General features: G+C 33.9%; 4 protein-coding genes. All 4 read right to left on the bottom strand.

Annotated elements, in window-relative coordinates:
- Nucleotides 1–42: 42 nt before the first annotated feature.
- The 4 genes from Q0997_RS06670 to Q0997_RS06655 all read right to left on the bottom strand — a co-directional run bounded on the left by Q0997_RS06670 (nucleotide 43) and on the right by Q0997_RS06655 (nucleotide 23,972).
- Nucleotides 43–8,508 carry a BspA family leucine-rich repeat surface protein gene (locus Q0997_RS06670; RefSeq protein ID WP_299886425.1) on the bottom strand — a complete coding sequence of 2,822 codons (8,466 nt, stop codon included), beginning with the start codon at nucleotides 8,506–8,508 and terminating at the stop codon, nucleotides 43–45.
- Between the two features lie 323 nt (nucleotides 8,509–8,831).
- Nucleotides 8,832–12,104: a hypothetical protein gene (locus Q0997_RS06665; RefSeq protein ID WP_299886422.1), complete on the bottom strand. Its 3,273-nt coding sequence runs from the start codon at nucleotides 12,102–12,104 to the stop codon at nucleotides 8,832–8,834.
- Nucleotides 12,105–12,261: 157 nt separating this feature from the next.
- Nucleotides 12,262–22,077, bottom strand: coding sequence for a M4 family metallopeptidase (locus tag Q0997_RS06660; protein ID WP_299886419.1), 9,816 nt, complete (start codon nucleotides 22,075–22,077; stop codon nucleotides 12,262–12,264).
- A gap of 191 nt (nucleotides 22,078–22,268) precedes the next feature.
- Nucleotides 22,269–23,972: a tetratricopeptide repeat protein gene (locus Q0997_RS06655; RefSeq protein WP_299886416.1), complete on the bottom strand. Its 1,704-nt coding sequence runs from the start codon at nucleotides 23,970–23,972 to the stop codon at nucleotides 22,269–22,271.
- Nucleotides 23,973–24,019: the final 47 nt, after the last annotated feature.

Below are 24,019 nucleotides of genomic sequence, written 5' to 3'. Positions count from 1 at the left end.
AAATATTAATTTTTTGTTTATGCTTAAATTACTTTTCAATTTTTAATTATTTACACCTTCTGGCAACTGTTGTGTATGCACATACGTTGATGTCGGTGGTCCACCAAACACTGAATTAGAAGGATTATTAAAAATGTTGTTTCTTACACTTAATACATCACTTAGAGTTCCAGAATAAACGGTTAGTCCATCCATATTGACATCAGTACCGTAATAACCTAAAGACTGGTAACTAGACACTGGTGGCCCTCCAAATACCGAGTTATTAGGATCATTAAAGATTTGACTTCTTATTCTTGAAACATCAGATAAGGTTCCTGAATAATTTAAACGGCCATCTCCATTAGTATCACCTGCCCACATAGCTACTACTCCACTTGGCATTCCAAAAGTGGTTTGCGCATTGGTACCAAAAGTAATTTGATTACTGGCATTAGTAAAATCAATAGAGGTTGTATTTATTAATATAGCTGTAGATGTCATAATTCCTAAATGATTTCTATGTTTTACAGCTACAAAATAGTTATCTATATTAGCGCTAAAAGATAATACTGAAACCCCATCTGTGGCTACAATATCTCCATCTCTTTGTAATAATGCCGACTGACTATGTAATACGGACGTATTATCATTTTTGTCTCTTAATTCTATCCAAACCCAATCTACAATAGCATTTGCTCCAGTTGTATTGAAAATAGTTGCGTCACACATTAATCCATCTGCGTATGGAGACGTTGTTGGTAATAAACCTGCTACACGTAAATCATCTCGCATTAAAGTTTCCTCTCCTGTATTTGGTTGTAATGCTGCGCCTTGTAAATACACTTTTCCAGCAAGAAAGATACCGCAGGATACTCCGCCATCCGTAATATCCCAATTGTATGGCGCTGATGTTAGTGTTTCTCTGGCATCAAATGCTAAACAATAGGTCGCATCCGCATCGAATCTTACGTTTGTTTGTAGGCCCGTTTCTCCAGCATCAATAGTAGCCCAGCCAATTAAAGTATTATCATAATTTTGTTGAGACATTGCTGAGCCTGTTAAGAAATTTACAAAGGTATCTACAGTACTAATATCCCACGAAGATAAATCTTGATTAAAATCACTTGCTCCATCAAACATTTCATTCATAAAGATAACATTAGAGACATCCCAGTTATTCATAGATTGATTATACCTCAATGCTCTATCAAACATAAAATGCATTCGATCTGCCTTACTAACATCCCAAGTATTTAAGGATTGGTTAAACTTAATAGCTGATTGAAACATCTCAGACATATCAATAGCTCCCGTTACAAACTCACCAATATTCCATTGTGAAATATCCTGATTAAAACGTGTTGCACTTTTAAACATGCCTTTAAACGTGGTTACGTTACCTACATCCCAAGTTGAAATATTCCCATTAAAACGAGAAAGGTTAAACATATATGACATATTTGTAATGGTAGAGGTGTCCCAATTTGAAAGATCTGCAGTTTCGATTCCTTTACAAATAACAAACATTCTAGTTAAATCTGTAGCTTGACTCAAATCTGGGCTATCTATAGCATTAATGGCCATAAATTCACATCCTCTAAAAGCTTCTTTCATAGAAGTCCATTCTTGCATTCCCCACTGTTCTATAGATTTTATTTTGTCTCTATCTCCAGAACTGTTAAAATAAATTCTTGGAAAATCTCCTATCACGCTTACTGTATAAATGTCTGCTGTTGTATATGTATGTGTTGCATTTCCTGTAAATCCAGATTCCACAGTTCCATCTCCCCAATCTACTACATAATTATATCCTGATCCTGTAGTTGGAATCGTAATATTTTCATTCGCTGTGGTGGTTTCCCATGTGGTTATAAAAGCGTTAGTAAAATCACAGTTTTGTCCGCCATCAGTAATCATCCAATTGTACGTAATGCTGGTAAGTGTGTTTCTTGCACTAAGACCTAAACAATATTCTGGTGCTGCGGCAAAAACGATATCCGATGGAATATCATCGTCTCCATCACTTGCATTCCCACTACTATCCGTTGCCCATCCTATCAATAATGCATCATAGTTTTCTGAAGTGAATGCAGTTGCATTTTGAAACATATTTTCAGCTGTTTCCGTAAACGTTACGCTAGTTCCTATGCTACTAATATCCCAACTGCTTAAATCTTGATTAAAGGTTGCTGCGTTTTGAAACATGTTATCCATGCGTTGTACAGCTGACGTATCCCAACCGCTTATATCTTGATTAAAGACTGTTGTGTTAGCAAACATGTATTGCATTTGTTCTACAGAAGACACATCCCATCCACTAATATCTTGGTTAAAATCCTCCGTATTGGCAAACATGGTAGACATTGTAATCGCACTGCTGGTATTCCAACCACTAATATTTTGATTAAATCGAAGTGCACCTACGAATGTTTGAATAAAATTACTCACGCTAGCAACATTCCAACTACTAATATCTTCATTAAATACTTCACATCCTGCAAAGGTTGCATACATATTGACAACATTGCTTACATTCCAATTTCCTATTTCATCTTTTAAATCTTCAAAATTGGTAGCTCCCTGAAACATTTGGTGAATGCCCATAGTTGTTACTCCGCTAAAATCAGGTGTATCCTCTGCATTTAATACTAGATTGCTACAGCCTTGAAATGCCCTGTGCATGGTTGTCCATTGGTTTGGTCCCCATTGTTCAATAGTTAACAGTTTGTCTTTTGATCCATTTGGTCGAGGCGTTACGTTATCTAACAAAAGGTCATTATTAAAATAAATTCTTGGAAATGTTCCACTTATGCTTACGGTATATATAGCTGCATTTGTATAGGTATGTGTAGCATCGCCTGTTTGGCTGGTATCTACAGTTCCATCTCCCCAATCTACTCTATAATCATAAGTAGCTCCAGGAAACGAAGGTATCACGATGGTTTCATTAGCACCTACTTGCCATGTAGTAATAAAAGAAATACTTTCACAGTCTTCCGTGCCGCCGCTGATTATCCAATTATAAGGTATATCGGTTAAAATTTCTATTCCTGCTGCTCCCGGACAATAGGTTGTTGGAGGACCTTCGAATACTATGTCTGAAGGAATATCGTCGTCTCCATCCGTAGCATTACCACTACTATCTGTTGACCAACCTAAAAGCAATGCATCATAATTTTCAGTACTGAATGCCGTAGCATTAAAAAACATATACTCTGCACTTTCTGTAAACGTGACACTGCTTCCTAAACTGCTGATGTCCCAATTACTCAAATCTTGATTGAAAGCTGTGGCATTTTGAAACATCCTGTCCATTCTCTGTACTGAGGAAACATTCCAACCGCTAATGTCTTGATTGAATGCGGTAGCGTTTTGAAACATTTTGTCCATTCGGTGTACAGTAGAAACATCCCAACCACTAATGTCTTGGTTAAAGGAAGTTGCATCTATAAACATGGCATACATATTTGTTGCATTGCTGGTATTCCAACCACTAATATTCTGATTAAAAACAGCTGCTCTTGCAAACATTGCTGAAAAATTTTGAACGTTACTGGTATTCCATCCGCTCAAATCTTGGTTGAAGTTTGGATTATTTATAAACATTTGAAGCATACTAGTAGCTCCAGAAACATTCCAACCACTAATGTCTTCATTAAATAAAGTACAGTTGCCAAAAGTCGCCCACATATTCACCACATTGCTTACATCCCAGTTTCCAATTTGATCTTTTAAATCTACCAAACTACTTGCATTGGTAAACATTTGTTGTAATCGTATTGTAGAAGTTCCGCCTCTGCTAAGGTCTGGACTATCATCTGCATTTAGGACTAAGTTTGTACATCCCATAAAGGCACGACTCATGGTTGTCCATTGATTTGGTCCCCATTGTTCAATTGTTAAGATTTTGTCTTTATCTGCGGCTGCATCATCAAAAAATATTCTTGGAAATGTTCCTCTAATTTTTATTGTGTGAATTCCCGGAGTAACATATGTATGCGTCGCATCTCCAGTTTCACTGGTATCAGCTGTATTATCGCCCCAATCTACAATGTAATCATACGGATCTCCCGAAAACGTAGGAATCGTAATGGTTTCATTGGCAGTTGTGGTTTCCCATGTGGTAATAAATGAAATAGCATCACAGTCTTTTCCTGCATCCGTGATTATCCAAATATAGGAAGTCCCTGTTAAAAGCGCTCTTTCGGTTTCACTATTACAGTAGGTAAGCCCTACAGCTCCTAACCCTAACCCTGAAGGTATTTGTGTTTCGCCAGCATCTAGTGTTACCCAGCCAATTAAAGTATTGTCATAATTTTCCATAGACAGGGCTGTATTGTCTAACATACCTCCCATACTATTCACGCCACTAATATCCCAACTTCCTAGATCTTGATTAAACGCACTTGCATTCTTGAATGCTTCAAAAAGACTTACATCGTCTGATAATTCCCAATTGTTTAAGGGTTGATTAAAGTTTGTATTATTTCTAAACATAAAGCCCATAAATGTAACATTACTTACATCCCAATTGTTTATATTTTCATTAAACGAAGAATTTTGAAACATATAACCTGTTTGTCGAATAGTACTGATATCCCAGTCATTTATACGCCCACCATTATCAACAAAAGCACTTGTCCCTTCAAACATATAAAGCATAGTTGTTACACTGCTTAAATTTGGAATGTCGGTAGCATTTAAAACTATATTGGAGCATCCTCTAAAAGCTCTTGAAAAGTTTCTCCATGGATTAGTTCCCCATTGCTCAATAGACAATATTTTATTTCTATTACTGGTAGTAGAATTATCAAAGCGTATTTGAGGAAATTCCCCAGTAATTTTAACATCATAGATTCCTGCGGTGACATAGGCATGCGTTGCGTCTCCTGTTTCAAATGTTATTGGCGAACCATCTCCCCAGTCTACATAGTAATTATAAATTATTGGGTTTAGGATGTTCGTTTCTATAGGAATTGTAATCGTTTCATTATTTGTAGTTGTTTCCCATTTTGTTACAAATGGCTCTTCTGTTGGGCAGTTAAGTCCTGCGTCATTTAATGACCAACTAAGGTCATTGTCTAAATAATCATGTTCGCTTACCGCATTGCAATAGGTTAATCCTGAAGCTCCTAAATTGATATTAGAAGGTGTATTTGGATTGTTTCTCCAACCCACTAAAGTCAAATCATAAGAACCGCTGGAAAGGCCTGAACCGTTTAACATATTGCTCATGTTCGTAGCATTGATAAGGTTCCAATTCCCTAAGTGTGTATTGAAGTTATTTGCACCTTGGAACATTGAAGAAAAATTATCTACAGTACTTACATCCCAAGATCCCATTTTGCCACCTAAATCTTCTAGTGCATTACAGTTTCTAAACATATCTTCCATATTACTTACCAAACTTAAGTCTGGCACATCAGTCGCTGTGATTTTCAAATTTTCACATCCGTAAAAGGCTTGGGCAGTACTCGTCCATTGATTGGCTCCCCATTGTTTAATTTCATAAAGTTTTAATCTTGTTGAGGTAGCGGCAGACAAGTTATTGTATCTAAATCTAAATTCCCCCGATAGTTTCACCTCGTAAGTTCCTGCTTGCGCATAGGTATGTTGTCTATTTCCAGAAACATCCTTATCTACAGTGCCGTCACCCCAATCTACAGTATAACTATTATTATTACCCGTTGCCCCCGTAAACTGAAATCTAATGCTCTCATTATTAGATGTGGTCCTCCATACCATAATAAATTTGTCTTCCTCGGGACAAGCTAAAGTTGCATCTAAAAATGACCAATTATTACTATTTTTTAAATTTGTACGTTCCACCACAGAAGCACAATACTGTAAACCAACTTCTCCTACATTAATATTAGAAGGAATTTGAGTTTCACCCGCATCTAAAGTAGCCCAACCTATTAACGTAGCATCATAATTATCTACAGATAATCCAGAATTATCAAGCATGTTGTCCATATTGGTAACATTAGAAATGTCCCAACTTCCTAAATTATAATCAAAGTTTTTAGCGTTTTTAAACATCTGATACATTTCGATATTTTGAACATCGGAAACAAATTCGCCAATATTCCATTGTGAAATATCCTGATTAAATAGGTGTGTTTGATTATCAGAAGTCAAAAACATTTGAGCAAAATTTCTACATTTTCCTACATTCCAACCCGTGATATCTTGATTGAAGTTGATTGCATGATGAAACATCCCTCTAAGGGTAGTTGCATTCGAAACATTCCAATTATCTAGCGGTTGGTTAAAATTAGGGCAAACAAAAAACAAACGATAGAAATCGGTTACGTTTTCAACATTCCAACTATTTAAATTCCCTTGGGTATTGATAGCTGTACTCTCGAACATATTTGCCAAAACGGTAACATTAGAAAGGTCTGGAGCACCAGCATCGTTATTTACAACAAGATTAGAACAGCCATTAAAAGCACTCTTCATGCTAGTCCATTGAATAGCTCCCCATTGATCAATTGATAAAATTTTATCTTTATCTCCTGCGTTATTAAAATAAATTCTAGGAAAGTCTCCAAAAATTTCAACTGTATGCGTTCCTGCGGTTGTGTATGTGTGCGTGGCATTTCCTGTAATATTGGTATCAAAAGTTCCATCTCCCCAGTTGACTACATAGTTATATCCATTGCCATCGGTAGGAATTTCGATACTTTCGTTCGCGCTAGTGGTTTCCCAAGTGGTGATAAAAGCAAAATCAGAACACTCAGGTCCTGCATCTGTAATAATCCAATTGTTTGGTGTGTTTTCTAAAATACTTTTTTCATTATATGCATGGCAATACGTGAGTCCAAACGCGCTAAAAGTAATGCCCGTAGGAATTTGAGCTTCTCCGTTTTCTATAGTTGCCCAACCCATCAATGTAGCATCATAATTATCTATGGATAAACCTGTATTGTCAAGCATGCCATCCATATCGGTTACGTTTGAAATATCCCAATTGGCTAAACTTTGATTGAAATTTAGCGCATCTTGGAACATAAAACCTACATCTGTCACTTGGCTTATATTCCAATTTCCTATGGGTTGATTAAAGTCACTTGCTCCAGCAAACATTCCTTCCATGTTTACAGATTCACTCGTGTTAATTGTCCATCCTGATATATCTCTATTAAAATCACGAGCCGAAGAAAACATATTTCTAAAATCTATTATGTTACTTACATCCCAATTGGTGATATCTCCATTAAACTTTTCAGCTTCGTTAAACATAAATGTAACAGATCTAATAGAGCTCAAATCCCAGTTATTCAGATTTGTAGCGTTGAAATTCTTACATTTACTAAACATTCTCGATACATCAGTTACATTTGATAAGTTAGGGGCATCCGTTGCATTGTACGTCAGGTTTTCACATCCATCAAACGCATTAAACATATCTCGCCAAACAATAGTTCCCCATTGTTCAATGCTTTTAATTTTTAATCGATCTCCTGTCTCGTTAAAATAGATTCTAGGGAATAAACCACCTATTCTTACTGTATATGTACCAGCGCTAGTATAGGTATGCGTGATGTTTCCTGTAACTGAATTGTTTATTTGCCCATCTCCCCAATCTATATAATACCCGTATCCTAGTCCACCAGTAGGAATTGTAATAGATTCGTTTGCTGAAGTCGTTTCCCAGGTTGTAATAAAAAGACCATCATCAGAAACATTACTACAATCTAAACCACTATCTATAAAATTCCAATTCGTGGGAGCGCTCGCTAATGTTGTTCTTATTGCCTGCGATGCACAATACGTACTGTTATCAAACCTAATATTTAATCCACTTGGAATTTGTGTTTCTCCTGTATCTAGCGTTCCCCATCCAGTCACAGTTTGGTCATAATTACTTGTTGAAACACCTGCTTGAGCAAATATAGCATCTGTCCCGGTTACATTACTAATGTCCCAATTCCCTAAATTTTGATTAAAAAGAGCGGCTCCTTGAAATATTCTATGAAGGATTTGTACATTACTCGTATCCCAATTACTTAGATCTTCATTAAATACAGTACAGTTTCGAAACATTTGCTCCATATCTTGCACATTACTCACATCCCATGTCCCTATTTTATTTCTATTATCGACAAAAGCATCAGCGTCTTTAAACATTTTATTAGTAGACGTTACATTACTAAGGTTTGGAGTATCACTAGTATCGAGGATTAAGTTATCACAGCCTTCAAAAGCAGACTCCATAGTTGTCCAAGGGTTATTTCCCCAACGCGATATAATTGTTATCTTCGATTTATCTGGACTGTTAGAAAAAATTATTCTTGGAAACAAACTTCCGTCTAGTATTCTAATAATATAAGACCCTGCATTTCCAAAAGTGTGCGTTAGGGCTCCTGTAACATTCGTATAAGAAACAGTGGCATTAGGATTAAAAGGAACAACAACATCAACATTATAGTTGTAAGTTAAAGAACCATCAATAGGTATGGTGAAGGTTTCATTTTGAGTAGTGGTTTCAATAAAAAACTCAAAATTTTGAGAAAGCATTTTGTTTGAGATAAAAGTGCAAAAAATTAAGCTTAGTAGTAGTGTTCGCATAGTATAAGGGTCTTTTTTTGCAAAAGTATATTAAACCTAATAATACTATGCTTTTTTTGTGGTAGCAAAAAGTAGCAAAGTCAAAAATATTATAGTTTTTAAAAAACTATAATATTGAAGTGGTATTTACAAAATACTGATTAAAAAAATGAAAAATTATTAATGTTGATGTAGCATTAGATTTTTTTTAGTAATAAAAAAACCAGAACAAATTCATGTTCTGGTTTTTAAATAACATATACTATTTACTATCGTAGAGTAATTTTTAAAACTTAATTTCCACCTTCTGGCAATTGCTGTATAAACACATATGTTCCTGTTGGTGGTCCTCCAAAAACAGAATTAGAAGGATTATTAAAGGTATTATTTCTAATATGCAATACATCACTTGCTCCTCCTGAATACACGGTTAGTCCATCCATATCTATATCTGTTGTATTGTAACCTGAAGATTGGTAACTAGCCACTGGTGGACCTCCAAATACGGAGTTATTTGGATCATTAAAAACTTGACTTCTTATTCCTGGAATATCTGATAAGGCACCTGAATAATTTAATTGCCCATCTCCATTAGCATCTCCTGACCACATGGCAACTACTCCACTTGGCATACCAAAAGTGGTTTCTGCATCTGTACCAAAAGTAATTTGATTATTCGCATCGGTAAAATCTATAGTTGATATAGCTCCTGATAAAGCTACAGATGTATCTGTCATTATTCCTAAATGATTTCTATGTTTAATAACAATATAGTAACTACCTTGAGCTTGGTTAAATACTAAAGGAGATGTTCCATCTATTTCAACAATATTTCCATCACGCTGTAATAATGCTGATTTGCTATCTACTACAGTAGTATTTGAGTTTGCATCCCTAAGTTCTACCCAAACCCAATCTACTATTGCATCTACTCCTGTTGTATTTAAAACTGAAGCATTTATAGTTAGCATATCTATATACGGACTTGTTGTTGGTATATCTCCAGACGCTCTTAAATCATCACGCATTAATCCATCTGTAGCTATAGTAGAATTTAAAGCTGCTCCTTGCAAGTATACTTTTGGGCTTACTCGTAATGGGCAATTTCCTGTTGGGTCTTCTACAGTAACAACGGTTACGCATGTACCTTCATTTCCAGAAATGTCTGTTACCGTTAATGTCACTGTATTTTCACCTACATTAGAACAATCAAAATTAGTTATATCTATACTAGAACTAGCTACACCACAATTATCGGTTGCATTATCAAGAATATCTCCCACTGTTATTGAAGCACTTCCCATAGCATCAAGCTGTACTATAAATGGTGCTACACAATTTGCTATAGGTGCTTCCGTATCTTCATAAATAGCTGTTGCTTCTCCTGTACATCCATTAACACTTTCGGTAAATGAGTATGTAATTGTATGTGCGCCAGCTCCTGCCACGTTAGGATTGAAACTAAATGTTGTCCCGTTACCATCGTCTGTTACACCAGGTCCACTATAGGTTCCTCCCACTGGTAAACCTCCATTTCCTCCTGCGCAAAGATCTGCTGGTAACGTTAATGTTACGTCTGGTAAAGCAAATACTTCTACTGTATCACTTGCTGAATTAGAACAGCCATTAGCATCTGTATACGTGTATGTTACTGTATGAATTCCTGCTCCTGCAACTGAAGGGTCGAAAAGATAATTAATTCCACCTCCAACATTGGTTACTCCTGGACCACTAAATACACCTCCCGCACCAGAAGGACTTCCTGCCAATGAAGATAACTGTATCCCTCCATTAGTACAAAGGTCTGCAAAATCTACTGAAAAGGTTACAGCTGGTAAAGCAAAGACTTCTATTATATCATTTGTTGAAATCATTCCTAACGTATAAGTTATCGTTGTCGTACCAGTACCCGCTGTTGCTGGATCGAAACTATAAGTCAATCCATTACCATCATCGGTTACTCCGTTTCCTGAATAGATACCACCTGTAGGTGTTGCTCCGCCAAGTGTGTTTTGTACACCAGCATCTATGCATAAATCTGCTGGTGCTGTAAATTTTAAGCATCCTGCTGTTCCTAAATCGAAAACCTCAACATCATCAGTTACAGAATTACCACTTTCTGTATAGGTTATTGTAGTTATACCTGCTCCAGCAATATTAGGATTAAATGTATACGTTATTCCATTACCATCATCTGTAACTCCATTTCCTGAATAGACACCGCCTACTGGAAAGCCACCGCTTAATCCAGACTGCTCACCTTCATCTATACACAAATCATTTAAGGCTGAAAAACTTATTGATGGCGCAATATTTATTCCACAAACAGATAATGCTGTTTCTGCACTGTCTTGACAGCCAACCCCACTTAATGAATTACTAACAAATATTAAACACTTATTAGCACCTAAACTTGAAATTACCGTATTAGTTAAATCACCAGAAGCTGGCCCAAAAACAATTGTTCCCGAAGTACCAGAACCCGAATCACCTTCGTATACTGTTAAGCTGTTTCCAAAATTATTATTAAACGTTCCTGAATTAATTGTGGCTTGAGCTGCCATTCCTGATGATGGACAAACTTCAAACACGACTAAATTTGTTTCTACATTTTCACCTCCACAGAAAAAGAAAGATGATTCTTCTGAGGGACAACCACATGCTTCGAGTACTTCAATTGTATCTGTTCCTGTTGCTCCACAAACACCGGGTTCTGTATAGGTTATAGAATGTACTCCTACTCCAGCAAATGCAGGGTTAAAGAAATAATTTGCTCCTGTATTAGTAATACCCGGACCAGAATAAGTTCCTCCTGATGGCGTTGCATTATTCAAAGCTACTGTTCCAGCATCTATACATAAATCTGCTGGTGCTGTAAAGTTAATTGTTGGTACGGCAATAACATCTACAGTATCTGATGCTGCACCTCCATTAGTGTATGTAATGGTAATAGTCCCAGTACTAGCCGTGTTAGGATCAAAAGAATAAGTAGAACCATTACCATTATCTGTAACTCCTGGTCCAGAATAAACACCTCCAGAAGGTGAACCTCCACTTAGGTTTGTTTGTATCCCTGCATTTACACATAAATCGTTTGGTGCTGTAAATGAAACTGTTGTTGCTGATATACTCTCACTACATACCTCAGTTGTTGTATCAAAACCTTCAGCACAGCCGAAAATTCCTGGTGTATTATTGAATACAAAGATTAGACATAAGTCGGGTTGCGTTGCAGTAATGGTATTACCACTTATATCTCCATTTACTGGACCAAAGACAATAGTCCCAGATGTTCCTGAACCAGAAGCTCCTTCGTATACTGTTAAGTTAGTTAATGTTGTTGGAATTCCTGCAAATGCAGATCCAATCGTCCCACTTATAATAGTAGATTGCGCTATTTCTCCTGTAGATGGACAAAACTCAAAACCTACTACATTACTATCATTTTGAGAATGGCAAAAGGTATTATATGTTTGACCTGAGCCACACTGCGCAAACGAAAGATTTAAACTGAATAGAAAAAGAATTACAATTAGCACTATAGATAACGGAGTAGTTTTTTTCATAAGTCACAGATTTAAAAGCGGTTAAAACATCTTTATAGTTAGCACAATATAGATATAATATTTTTAAATTAAAGTTATGTTTTAAGCATAAAAACCCAGAACAAAGTCATGTTCTGGGTTTTTAAATAATATATATTATTTAGAATAATTTTAAAACTTAATTACCACCTTCTGGCAATTGCTGTATAAACAAATATGTTGCTGTTGGTGGTCCACCAAATACTGAATTAGAAGGGTTATTAAATATATTGTTTCTAATATGCAATACATCACTTGTCCCTCCTGAATATACTGTTAGTCCATCCATATCTATATCTGTCGTATTGTAACCTACCGATTGGTAACTTGCCACAGGTGGACCTCCAAATACGGAATTATTTGGATCATTAAACACTTGACTTCTTATTCCAGGAACATCAGATAAAGCTCCTGAATAATTTAATTGCCCGTCTCCATTAGCATCTCCTGCCCACATGGCTACTATACCACTTAGCATGCCATACGTGGTTTGCGCATCTGTTCCATAAGTTATTTGATTATTGGCATCTGTAAAATCTATAATGGTTGATGTTGTTGATAAGCTTATTATATTTTTAGACATAATACTTAAGTGGTTTCTGTGTTTAATTACTATGTAATAATCGCCACTACTTAATGAAAATGTTAATGAAGAAATTCCATCTACATCAACAATATCTCCATCACGTTGAAGCAAGGCAGATTGTGAAGTAACTATAAGAGTATTATCTGTTTGATCTCTTAATTCCACCCATACCCAATCTACAATATCATCATCTATGATTCCTGTACCTGCAGTACCACCTGTATTAAATACTGTAGAAGCACAAGTTGCTGCATCTGTATACGGACTAGTTGTCGTGATAAGGCCTGTGACACGTAAATCGTCTCGCATTAAGGTCTCTTCTCCTGTATTTGGATTTAAAGCGGCTCCTTGTAAATAAGCTTTAGCTTCTAATTTATAATCTAGAATACATTCAGTATCACTAAACATAATTTGAGGATCAATATAACCAACCCAAGTGGTTACTGAATACGTTGCATTATCTACCAGTACACAGGTTAGATTTGGTGTGTTTGTCGCTTGGAAATCGCTTGGGGAATCCATATTGGTATTGTTTCCATTTTGAAGATTAAGGGAGATTAAATCACTATTATCATCCAAAAGAACATATTCTAATAAATTATTAGCAGACAAATCTAAGCTAGTTAGACTTGTATTTTCAGCAGTAACATACCTAAGATTAATATTAGAAGATAAATCAATACTCGCCATAAGATTATCATTTAATATCAAATTATTCAAAGCATAAAAATCTTCTATTCCAGTTGTATCATATATAGCCCCAGAATTTGTATAAGAAATATCTAAACTTTCTTCATCTATAATTAATCCTGTAGGTACTTGTCCATCTCCAGAAATATCATCATGTCCTAAATTCTCTAATCGCGTTTCGAAATTGATGTCTGGCACCTGTGTGTATCTACAATACGTCGTACTAAAACTGGTCGTTACATCTATATTATTCCAATTCGTATCACTGTAAGCAACATCGTCTACAATAATGCAGGTAAGGTTATCATTACTTGTCGTGATTAGATTATAGATATTGGTATTTACACCGTTTTGTATATTTAAGTAAATAAGCTCGTTATTATATAAAGATAATTCCTGTAATGCCACGTAACTCGTTAAGTCTAGATAAACCAAGTGATTTGAGTTTGCTAATAGGTTTTCGATACTCGTAGGCACTTCTAAAAGCGTTAAGTCGTTTGTTGATATATCTAAATACGAAAGTGGTACGTTAGATCCAAAGTTCACTTCTGCTATTTGGTTACTAGAACAATCTAATGCTGTTAATGCTTCAAAATCTTCTATTCCTGTTAGATCTGCGATGTTTTCATTACTCACATCTAAAATTGTTACTACTTCTATCAAAGCAGTAGGTACTTGTCCATCACTAGAAATATCATCATAGCCTAAAGCTTCTAGAGCAGCTTCAAAATTAGCATCTGGTATAGCGGTATAACGACAATAAGTGTCTTCAAAACTTGCTCCTACATCTATGCTAGTCCAATTAGTAGTACTATAAACTTCATCATCTACTAGAATACAAGTTAAATTTGGAGTGCCAGTAGCATTAAAAAATAGATTATTGGTATTATTACCATTTTGATAATTAAGATAGTTTAAAAAGTTATTATTTGCCAAGTATAAATATTGCAATTGCGTATTTGCACTTACATCTAATTCAATAAGCCAACCGTTATCTGCATATAATGAATTAAGCGATACATTTTGACTAAGATCTAGATTAAAGAAATTATTACTTGAGCAATTTAAATCTTCTAATAGAATGTTATTTGTTAAATCTAAGTTTGAGAGATTATTATCCTGTACATTTAAATCTAAAAGGGCTGTAAAATCTTCAATACCTGTTAAGTTAGAGATGCTTTCATCGCTAACGTGTAAAGTAGTCACAACTTCAATTAATGCAGTTGGTACTTGTCCATCACTAGAAATATCATCGTATCCTAAAGTATCTAAAGCTGCTTCAAAATTAGCATCTGGTATGGAGGTATAGCGACAATAGGTGTCTGAGAAACTAGTTGCACCGTCAATATCCGTCCAATTCGTAGTACTATATGTAGCATCATCTACTAAAATACAGTCTAAGTTTGAATTTCCTGTTGCTTGAAAACTAGTAACATTTGTGTTATTCCCATTTTTAAGGTTTAGGTAGGATAAGTTCGTATTCTGACAACGTAAAAATGTTAAATCAGTTTGAGTGCTTAAGTCTAAAGAACTTAAGTTAGTATCATTAACTCTAATTGTTGTAATTAAAGGGTTATTACTCAAATCTAATATAGATATTGAAGTATTTTCAACTCTTAATTCTTCAATATTAGGGTTATTTGATAAATCAAGTGCTGAAAGCGGGGAATCATACGCTCGAAGTAGCGTGATTAATGGATTGTTACTTAAATCTATTGTAGAAATATCTGTGTTATAAGTTCTTAACTCTTTTAAAGCGGTATTAAAACTTATGTCTAAACTTGAAATATCGTTATTATTAATTTGCAAGTTCTCTAATAATGGGTGATTCGTAACATCTATTTCTGTAAGTTCATTTGCTCCTAAATTGATATTTTTTAATGCTAAATTATTTGAAAGATCTATAGATAGTATATCATTGTTGTTTGCTGCTAAAGTCTCTAAGAGCGTATTTTGACTAATATCTAAATTTGTTAAACCGTTTTGTCTACAAGCTAAAGTTACTAATGCAGTAAAATCTTCTATTCCTGTTAAATCTGATATGCCTTTATTTTGAATACTAAGGCTTGTTACCACTTCTATTAAAGCAGTAGGCACTTGTCCATCGGCAGAAATATCATCATAACCAAGTGCTTCTAATTCAGCCTCGAAATTAGCATTTGGAATGGCAGTATAGCTACAATAGGTATCACTAAATGAGGTTTGCACATCAATATTGGTCCAATTAGTTGTACTATAGGCCGCATCATCAACAAGAATACAAGCTAAATTTGGGTTGCCCGTAAAAATGGAAAAACTAATATTTGTGTTATTCCCGTTTTTAAGATTCAAATACTCTAAATCATTGTCGAAAACTGTTAAGTTTGATAAGGCAATGTTATTACTTAAATCTAAACTGGTTAGATTGTTCCCATCAACAAACAACCAACTTGCGGCTGTATTCGCGCTAACATCAATGGTGTCTAAAAAATTATTATTTACAACTAAATCTGACAGTAAGATGTTGCTAGACAAGTCAATACTAGTTAAATTATTATCATTAAGCCATAGCCTTTCAAGTGCAGTATTATTGGTTATATCAATACTCGATAATACATTTTGACCTCCATAAAGCCAGATTAATGAAGTATGATTTTGAACATCAATAGTATTAATCGTATTATCTGTGAATGTTAGATATTCCAACGCCAAATTGTTGTTTATATCTAAACTAGTCAATGAATTTTGACTTACATCTAAACTAGTAAGAGAGCTATTATTAGATAAATCAATACTGGTTAATCCATTTGAATTTATACTAAACGATTCTAGTGATGTTAATGTTGAAATATCAACATTGGTCAAGTTATTTGAAGATAAAAATAAGCTCGTCAATACAGGTAAATTACTAAAGTTAACAGTTGTTAAATCATTGTTAGTTGCCTGAATAGATTCTAAATTGATGTTTCCGCTGAAGTCAACTGTAGTGAGGTTAGCATTGTTATTACATATAAATGTTATTAGACTTCCGTTAGTTGGTAAAATTAATGAAGTTAAATCATTTGCATCTGCATCTATTGTTTCAAGTACCACATTATTACTTAAATCAAGACTAGTTATACTATTTGACTCACAAACTAAAGAAATAAGTGCTGTAAAATCTTCAATTCCTGTTAAATCGGAAATGTTTTTAGAACTTACATCTAATGATGTCACTACTTCGATAAGTGCAGTAGGCACTTGTCCGTCATTAGAAATATCATCATAACCGAGTGCTTCTAATTCAGCTTCAAAATTTGTATCTGGAATGGCGGTATATTGACAATAATCACTTTCAGAAAAACTATGACCTACGTCAATATTTGTCCAATTTGTAGTGCTATAGGCTGCATCATCTACTATAATACAACTAAGACTAGCACAACCTGCAGTATTGAATTGAGATACATTCGTGTTATTCCCATTCTGTATATTCAAATCAACTAAACTGGAATTACTATTTGCTACTAAATCTGTTAAACTAGTGTTCAAACTAAGATCTAATGTACTAACTGAGGTACTAGAAATCCATAGCGTTTCTAATAATAAATTAGCACTTACATCTAAACCTGTTAAACTACTATATCCGCAATGCAAAAAGGTTAGATTTACGTTATTACTTACATCCAATTGTGTAAATGAATTATACGCAGCTGTAAGGCTTTCAAGCGCAGTGAAATCTTCTAAACCTGTAAAATCAGCTATGTCTTGATAGCTAGCAGATACCGAAGTCACTACTTCAATTAAAGCAGTTGGTACTTGTCCATCACTAGAAATATCATCGTATCCTTGTGCTTCAAGCCAAGCTTCAAAATTAGCGTCAGGAATAGCTGTGTAACGACAATAATCACTTTCAGAAAAACTAGTAGTACCGTCTATGCTTGTCCAATTAGTCGTACTGTATGCTGTATCATCTACTAGAATACAAAACAGATTGCTGTTTCCAGTTGTATTAAATGTTGTAACATTCGTATTGTTTCCATTTTGAGTATTTAATGAATTCAATTGATTACCTGATAATGAAATAACTTCTAAATTTGAATTATTAGTTAAATCTAGAGAGGTTATATTATTATTACTTACATAAATGTGTGTTAAATCAGTATTATTACTAACATCTAAATTGGCAATTTCATTATCTCGAAGAGTAAAATAAGTTAGCAATGTATTATTACTTAAATCTATAGTCGTTAAAAAGTTTTCTTGAGCATAAAGCCTATCTAGATTAGATAAATTACTTAAATCAATACTAGTTAAATTATTAGTAGTTACATATAGGTTTTCCAACCCAATAAAATCTTCAATACCCGTTAAGTCAGCAATATTATTATTACTTACGTCCAAATTATTTACTGTTTCTATCCAGTTAGTAGGAACTTGTCCATCTCCTGAAATATTATCATAACCCAATGTTTCAAGGGCAGATTCAAAATTAGCATCAGGAATAGTGGTATATGCACAACCCGTTTCATAAAAATTAGTATGACTGTCTATATTTGTCCAATTTGAAGTGGAATAAGCTGCATCGTCTACTAGAATACACGATAAGCTTGAATTACTTGTTAAAGAAAAATTATTGATTATAGTATTGTTTCCATTTCTTAGGTCTAAATAGGTCAACTCATTATTGTAAAGTTGAACAATTGCTAAAAGTGTATTGTTGCTTAAATCCATACTGGTGATGAAATTATCACCAGCCCAAAAGTTATTTAATAATACATTCTGAGAAAGATCTAAACTTGTCAAATCGTTACCTCTACATATTATGCCAGTTAATGCTGTATTATTGGTTAAATCTAAAGTAGCGACATCATTAAACTGAAAATGTAAAGTCTTTAACAGAACATTATTACTCAAATCAAGACTTGCAACAGTATTATTTCTAAATGATAAGGTTTCTAGGTTTGTATTCGCTGTAACATCTATAATAGTTAAGTTATTATAATCTAACCTTAATGTTATTAAATTACTTAAAGCACTTACATCTACGCTTGTTAAAGAATTATTGTCGGCATCTAGAGTTTCTAAAGCAACAAAATCTTCAATCCCGGTTAAATCTGAAATAGATGCTCCGTCTACATTCAGCGAAGTAACTGTATTGATTAAAGAGGTTGGTACTTGTCCATCAGCACTAATATCATCATAACCTAAAGCTTCTAAAGCAGCTTCAAAATTAGCATCAGGTATTGCGGTATAAGCGCAATATAAACTGAAACTTGCTGTACCATCAATATTCGTCCAAGTTGTTGTGCTATATGCTACATCATCAACCTCAATGCAAGTCAAGCTTGGATTCCCAGTGGCATCAAATTCCGAATTGGCCGTCATGGTATTATTACCATTCTTTATGTTAAGGTACGTTAGATTATTATCACTGCAGTCCAATACTTCTAAAGATGCATGATTACTTAAGTCTAAACTGGTGAAACTATTATTATAAATTTCTAAGTTCAGTAAGTTTAAATTATTACTGATATCTATAGTACTTAGCGCACAATTGAACGCTTCATAATATAATAAGGCTGTATTGGCACTCGTGTTTATGCTTGTTAATGCTGAATTATTATCACATCTAAAAGTATCCAATAACACGTTTGAAGTCATGTCCATACTCGTAAGTGAGTTATATGAACAATCAAAATTAGTAAGTGCTGTAAAATATTCAATACCCGTTAAATCTGTAATACCTTCATTCGCTACATTTAACCATTGTACTGTATTAATTAAAGCTAATGGTACTTTATTATCTCCTAGCAAATCATCGTATCCTAAATCGTTTAATGCTGATTCAAAATTGCTATCAGGAATACTCACATAATCTGCAGATTCATTTATAGTATAATCTCCTAATTCTTTAGGGCATTCATCATTACCCCATACAACCCATACATTATAGGTTGTTGCTGCTAATCCTGTTATAGATGCTGTTCCTAAGCTGTTATTAAAATTATAAGGATAATTTACGCCACCATCTATACTAAACTTTATAACATTTCGCGAAGGATTATCTATAAACGTAACAGAAAAACCTCCATCACTACCACCAATAGTAGAATCTACTGGAGTTACTGTCGCTATTGGCGCCTCAGAATCTACAGTAAATGTACCTATACTAACAGCACAGCTTCCTCCATAGCTTGCCCATACATCATAATCTCCTGGTGTTAATCCTGTAATACTTCCAGTTCCCATTGTATCATCAAATGAATAATCATAATTAAGACCACCATCGATACTAAAATCTATTTGTGTTTCTGTTGCATTATCAAAAAAACTAAGCGCAATACTACCATCATTTAAAGAACAGGTTTCATTTGTTGTACCGGTTGAACTAGCCGTTGGTGTTGTTCCTGTACTAATAATAAAATCACCTAGCTCTAAAGGGCATTCATCATTACCCCAACGTACCCAAATATTGTAGGTTGCAGCACTTAAACTTGATAGCGTTTGTGGACTAGTCGCATCATCATAATTATAATCATAGTTAGTGCCTCCATCTATACTAAATTCAATATTTGTTCTTGAGCTATTGTCCGAAAAAGTAAACGTTAAAGATCCATCACCTCCGATGCATGTTTCATTTTGAGCTACTACGGAAGATACTGGGTATTCATCAACATCTAAAACCACTGTATTAGAGTTCGTAGTACTACAGCTATTGATTAATTGTACACGGTAATCATACGCATCCATTGAAAATAACGGATTGGTTATAGTTAAAGTAGTAGATGTAGCTCCTGAATAGGTTCCATCGTTACTAATGTTTGACCATCCACTTCCATCATCAACTTGCCATTGTAATGAATCGTAATCTGATCCTGAAACGGAAAAACTTGTCATATCGCCTTCACAAGTTGAAACATCATTGGGTTCACTAGAAACCGAAGGATTTACAACCACATATCCAGCTCCTACACCAACAGCGTAGAAAGCATTGGTTGTTGACTGTTCTTGCTGTGAACAACTACCAAACAAATCTATAGCAGCTTGAATAGCATGCGTTCTTGCATCTGTATAGTCTGAGGTGCTAGTTAGATAATTATCTTGCATTTGCCAAACGATAGCTGCAGCGTCATCCATTCCTATAGCTCCTACATTAAAAGTATCGCCATTATCATTTGTTCCAGATCCACCTTGTGACAATAACCAAAACCAGTAGTTTAACACACCACTATTGGTATGTACCCCACAATAATCATTATAAGCTCCACTATTTGTATCCCCATCAGGTGTACAGCCTACTACATCGTACCAATGGGTTCCTCCGTAAGTATCTGGCTGACTGTAATTATTAGGGTTAGACATAGAACGAAAAGCTCCTCCTCCATTCTCTTCATTTATTTCTGAAAAATCTTTTGATGTGCCATAGTTATTATTAGAATAGTTTTCAATAACCATTGCCCAAATATCTGACAAACCTTCGTTTAATGCCCCAGATTCTAATTCATAATCTAAGTTTGAGGTGGCATTATTAATACCATGTGCTATTTCATGAGCAACAACATCTAATGTTGTTAATGGTGTATATGAACCACTACCATCTCCGTAAATCATGTAACCACTAGTATTACTTATTCCTGCCCAACCAGCATTAGTATAATTAGTTCCATAATGAACTAGAGAAAGTAAAGCTCCATTGCTTCCGTTATAACTATTATGTGAATGTTCATTATTCCAATAATCATAAACCAATTGAGAACCCCAATGTACATCTAAAGCATACTGGTCTTCGTTTGCACTCATTTCTGCTGCTGTCCAAGTATTGTTATTATCAGTAAATTCAAATAATGATCCTGTTACATCTGTTCCTGTTTGTATATCTACAGTAATAATTCCTGTTTTTGTACCTAAGCCTTGGGTCGACAAATTCCAGTTACTTCCTGTTGCTCTTGATTCGTCATTTAAAATATAATTACCATCTAGTAGTGTCTCAAAACTTTGAGAACCTGAATAAGCTGTTGCTGCGGTACCAGAAACATATAAAGCCTCTCTTTTTTTATCTTTTGTATGACTATTATGAACCAGTTTATTCCCCTTAACTCCAAAACAACTAAAGAACTGATTATCATATTTTAATACAGTGCCATTACTAGCATCAATGTAAACCGTTCCCATTCTAAGTTCTTTACCATTTACTCCTATACCAATAGCATACACCAAATTTAATTCTCCAGTTCTCCTATTTGGTAGAATAAGTAATTCTTGTTTTGGTTTTGTGTCTTTGGATAGCTCTCCTTCTCCTAACCAAAAAACATTATTCGAACCCATAAATTGTTTTGCAATGCTTTGTATTTGAAACGTAGAAATACTAGACCTTGTTTTTACTCCAGAAGAGTTAAAATAAGCGCCATTATAAGATTGCCTTAATCCATTTTTATCATGTACTTTCAAGACTCCAAAATGAACTTTAATACCATTGTAATATTGCTGGTATGTTCTATGTGTTATTCCAGACTTATCAATTTCGGTTTTTATTAATCGAAACTCTGTACCTGAAATTGGTTTTAATTCGGAATAGAGAATACTTTGATCTGTACTTCTTTGTAAAGTCTTTTTAACTTTTGTTAAGGGTATTTTTCCAAAGTTTAATTTTTCTTGAGCATGAGTCAAGTTGATTGCTAAAAGGAGTACGATAAAAAGCAAGTGTGATCGTTTTCTCATAATGGGGATGTGTTATTTTGTTGTTTTAGCTTTGCAAAAATGTAGGTTTTGAAAAGCTCAATAAATTATACAGCGCTAAAATAACGAGGCACAATTCATTACAAAAAAACATAGGGGTGACACATGGGGTGACAAAACAAAATCATCTAAAACAAAGAGATTTAATACAAATAACTCTTCTTTGTTTTTATTTAAACAGATTGAATATAAGTTTCTAAATCTTCTTCTGGAGTTAAATTCATTTTTTTACGAATCCGATTTCTAGATTTTTTAACAGCTAAAATTGAAGTGTGTCGAAGTTTTGCTATTTCTTGCCTACCTAATCCTAATTTTAAATAAGAACAGATTTCAATATCAGTTTTTGTAAGCTCAGGGTGTTTTAATTTAAGTGATTTATAAAACTCAAAATGGAGTTCTTCTAAATGATTTTTTATCATTAACAATCTAGAATCATCAAGGGCTTCAGATTTTAAATCTGCAATAATACTTTTTATAGAAGTGTCTTCCTTTTTTAACACTACATTTTTAAGATCTACAACTAATTTTTCTTTAGATTTTAAGTGCTGAAGAGACTCCGTCATCAAGCTGGTAATTTCTTCTTTTCTAGTAATAATTTCTTCACTTAAATCATCTATTTCAGATTTTAAAAAAGTAATACGTTCATTACTTTCCGCTTTAGATAATTTTAATTTAGCATTTAATATCTCTTGGTTTGCTTTCTCAATATGCCATCTTTTTTTAAAATATCTACCTATAATAATTGCTATAATTAAGGTGATAATGAATAATGTGAAATATAATTTTTTTCTTAATATCTGGTTTTCAGATTGTGCTTGAATTATTTTCTTTTCCTGAACATGCAATATACTATCTGCCAATTTTTGGCGTTCAAACTTATAATTAAGCTCTATTTCTCTTACTTCTTTTACTTTTTTAATATTAAAAATACTATCATGAATCTTAAAAAACTTTCGATAATCATTTAATGCTTTATCAAATAATTTCATTTCATAATAAGCCTGACTTCTTCTTTTATATGATAATGCCAATCGTCTACCAATACCTTCATTTTTAGATATTTTAATAGCCTCTTCTGCATGATATAATCCTTTAGTAAACTTCTTTAAGTGAATATAAATTCTTGATAAATTATAATGAGAAGTAGCTATAGCAGTTTTTTTTCCTATTCTTTGTACATAGTATAAATTAGTAAGTTGTAATGCTAATGCTTCTTTATACTTTTTTTGTTTAATGAGCACATTAGACTTATTAGCGATTACTTGATATACTCCCTCTTCATAACCTGACTGTTTATATTTTTCATCTGCCTTATTAAAATAATAAAACGCAGAATCCGTTTTGTTTATAGCATTATAAACACCTGCGATCATATTATAATTGTTTCCTTCTGGTCTAGGTCTATTAAGTTTTTGATTAATTTTAATTGCCTTTTTTAAATTTATTATAGATTTCTCATATTCTTTTTGAAATTTATAAACAGTACCTATATTATGATAATTAGAAGATAAATTTGCAGAATCTCTTATCGCTAAAAGTATTTCTTGAGCCTCTAAATAATACTGTAATGCTTTTGAGTAATTGGACTTTTTTCTATTTAAGATACCTAATTGTTGGAAAACTTCTGTCTCTTGTAATCTAGTGTCATACCCCTTTTGCCTATCTATAAGCGTAATAGCTTGGTCTGTATAAGATTTAACTGTATTAAAATCTCTTCGTAATTGGTAACTACCTAATTCTAGTAGCCGCTCTATACGTAAAGAATCTGTTTTTGCTTGTTTAACTGCTTGTTTTAAAAGTACAAGAGTTGTATCTACTTCTTGGGAAAATGAAAAGAAGCCTAACAAAAAGAGGAAAATAATGAAGATCTGTTTCATTATTACAAAACTAGTAATTTATAAATAATAAAAACCATCTTAAATTT

This window comes from uncultured Lacinutrix sp. (assembly GCF_947500325.1).
Lineage (GTDB): Bacteria > Bacteroidota > Bacteroidia > Flavobacteriales > Flavobacteriaceae > Lacinutrix.
The sequence above is the reverse complement of the archived record's forward strand: the minus strand, read 5'-3'. Positions and strand labels throughout refer to the sequence as shown.

What these genes read in the sequence shown, in the direction of transcription:
- Q0997_RS06665 (WP_299886422.1), bottom strand. Translation starts at nt 12,104, where the DNA reads ATGAAAAAAACTACTCCGTTATCTATAGTGCTAATTGTAATTCTTTTT.
- Q0997_RS06670 (WP_299886425.1), bottom strand. Translation starts at nt 8,508, where the DNA reads ATGCTTTCTCAAAATTTTGAGTTTTTTATTGAAACCACTACTCAAAAT.
- Q0997_RS06655 (WP_299886416.1), bottom strand. Translation starts at nt 23,972, where the DNA reads ATGAAACAGATCTTCATTATTTTCCTCTTTTTGTTAGGCTTCTTTTCA.
- Q0997_RS06660 (WP_299886419.1), bottom strand. Translation starts at nt 22,077, where the DNA reads ATGAGAAAACGATCACACTTGCTTTTTATCGTACTCCTTTTAGCAATC.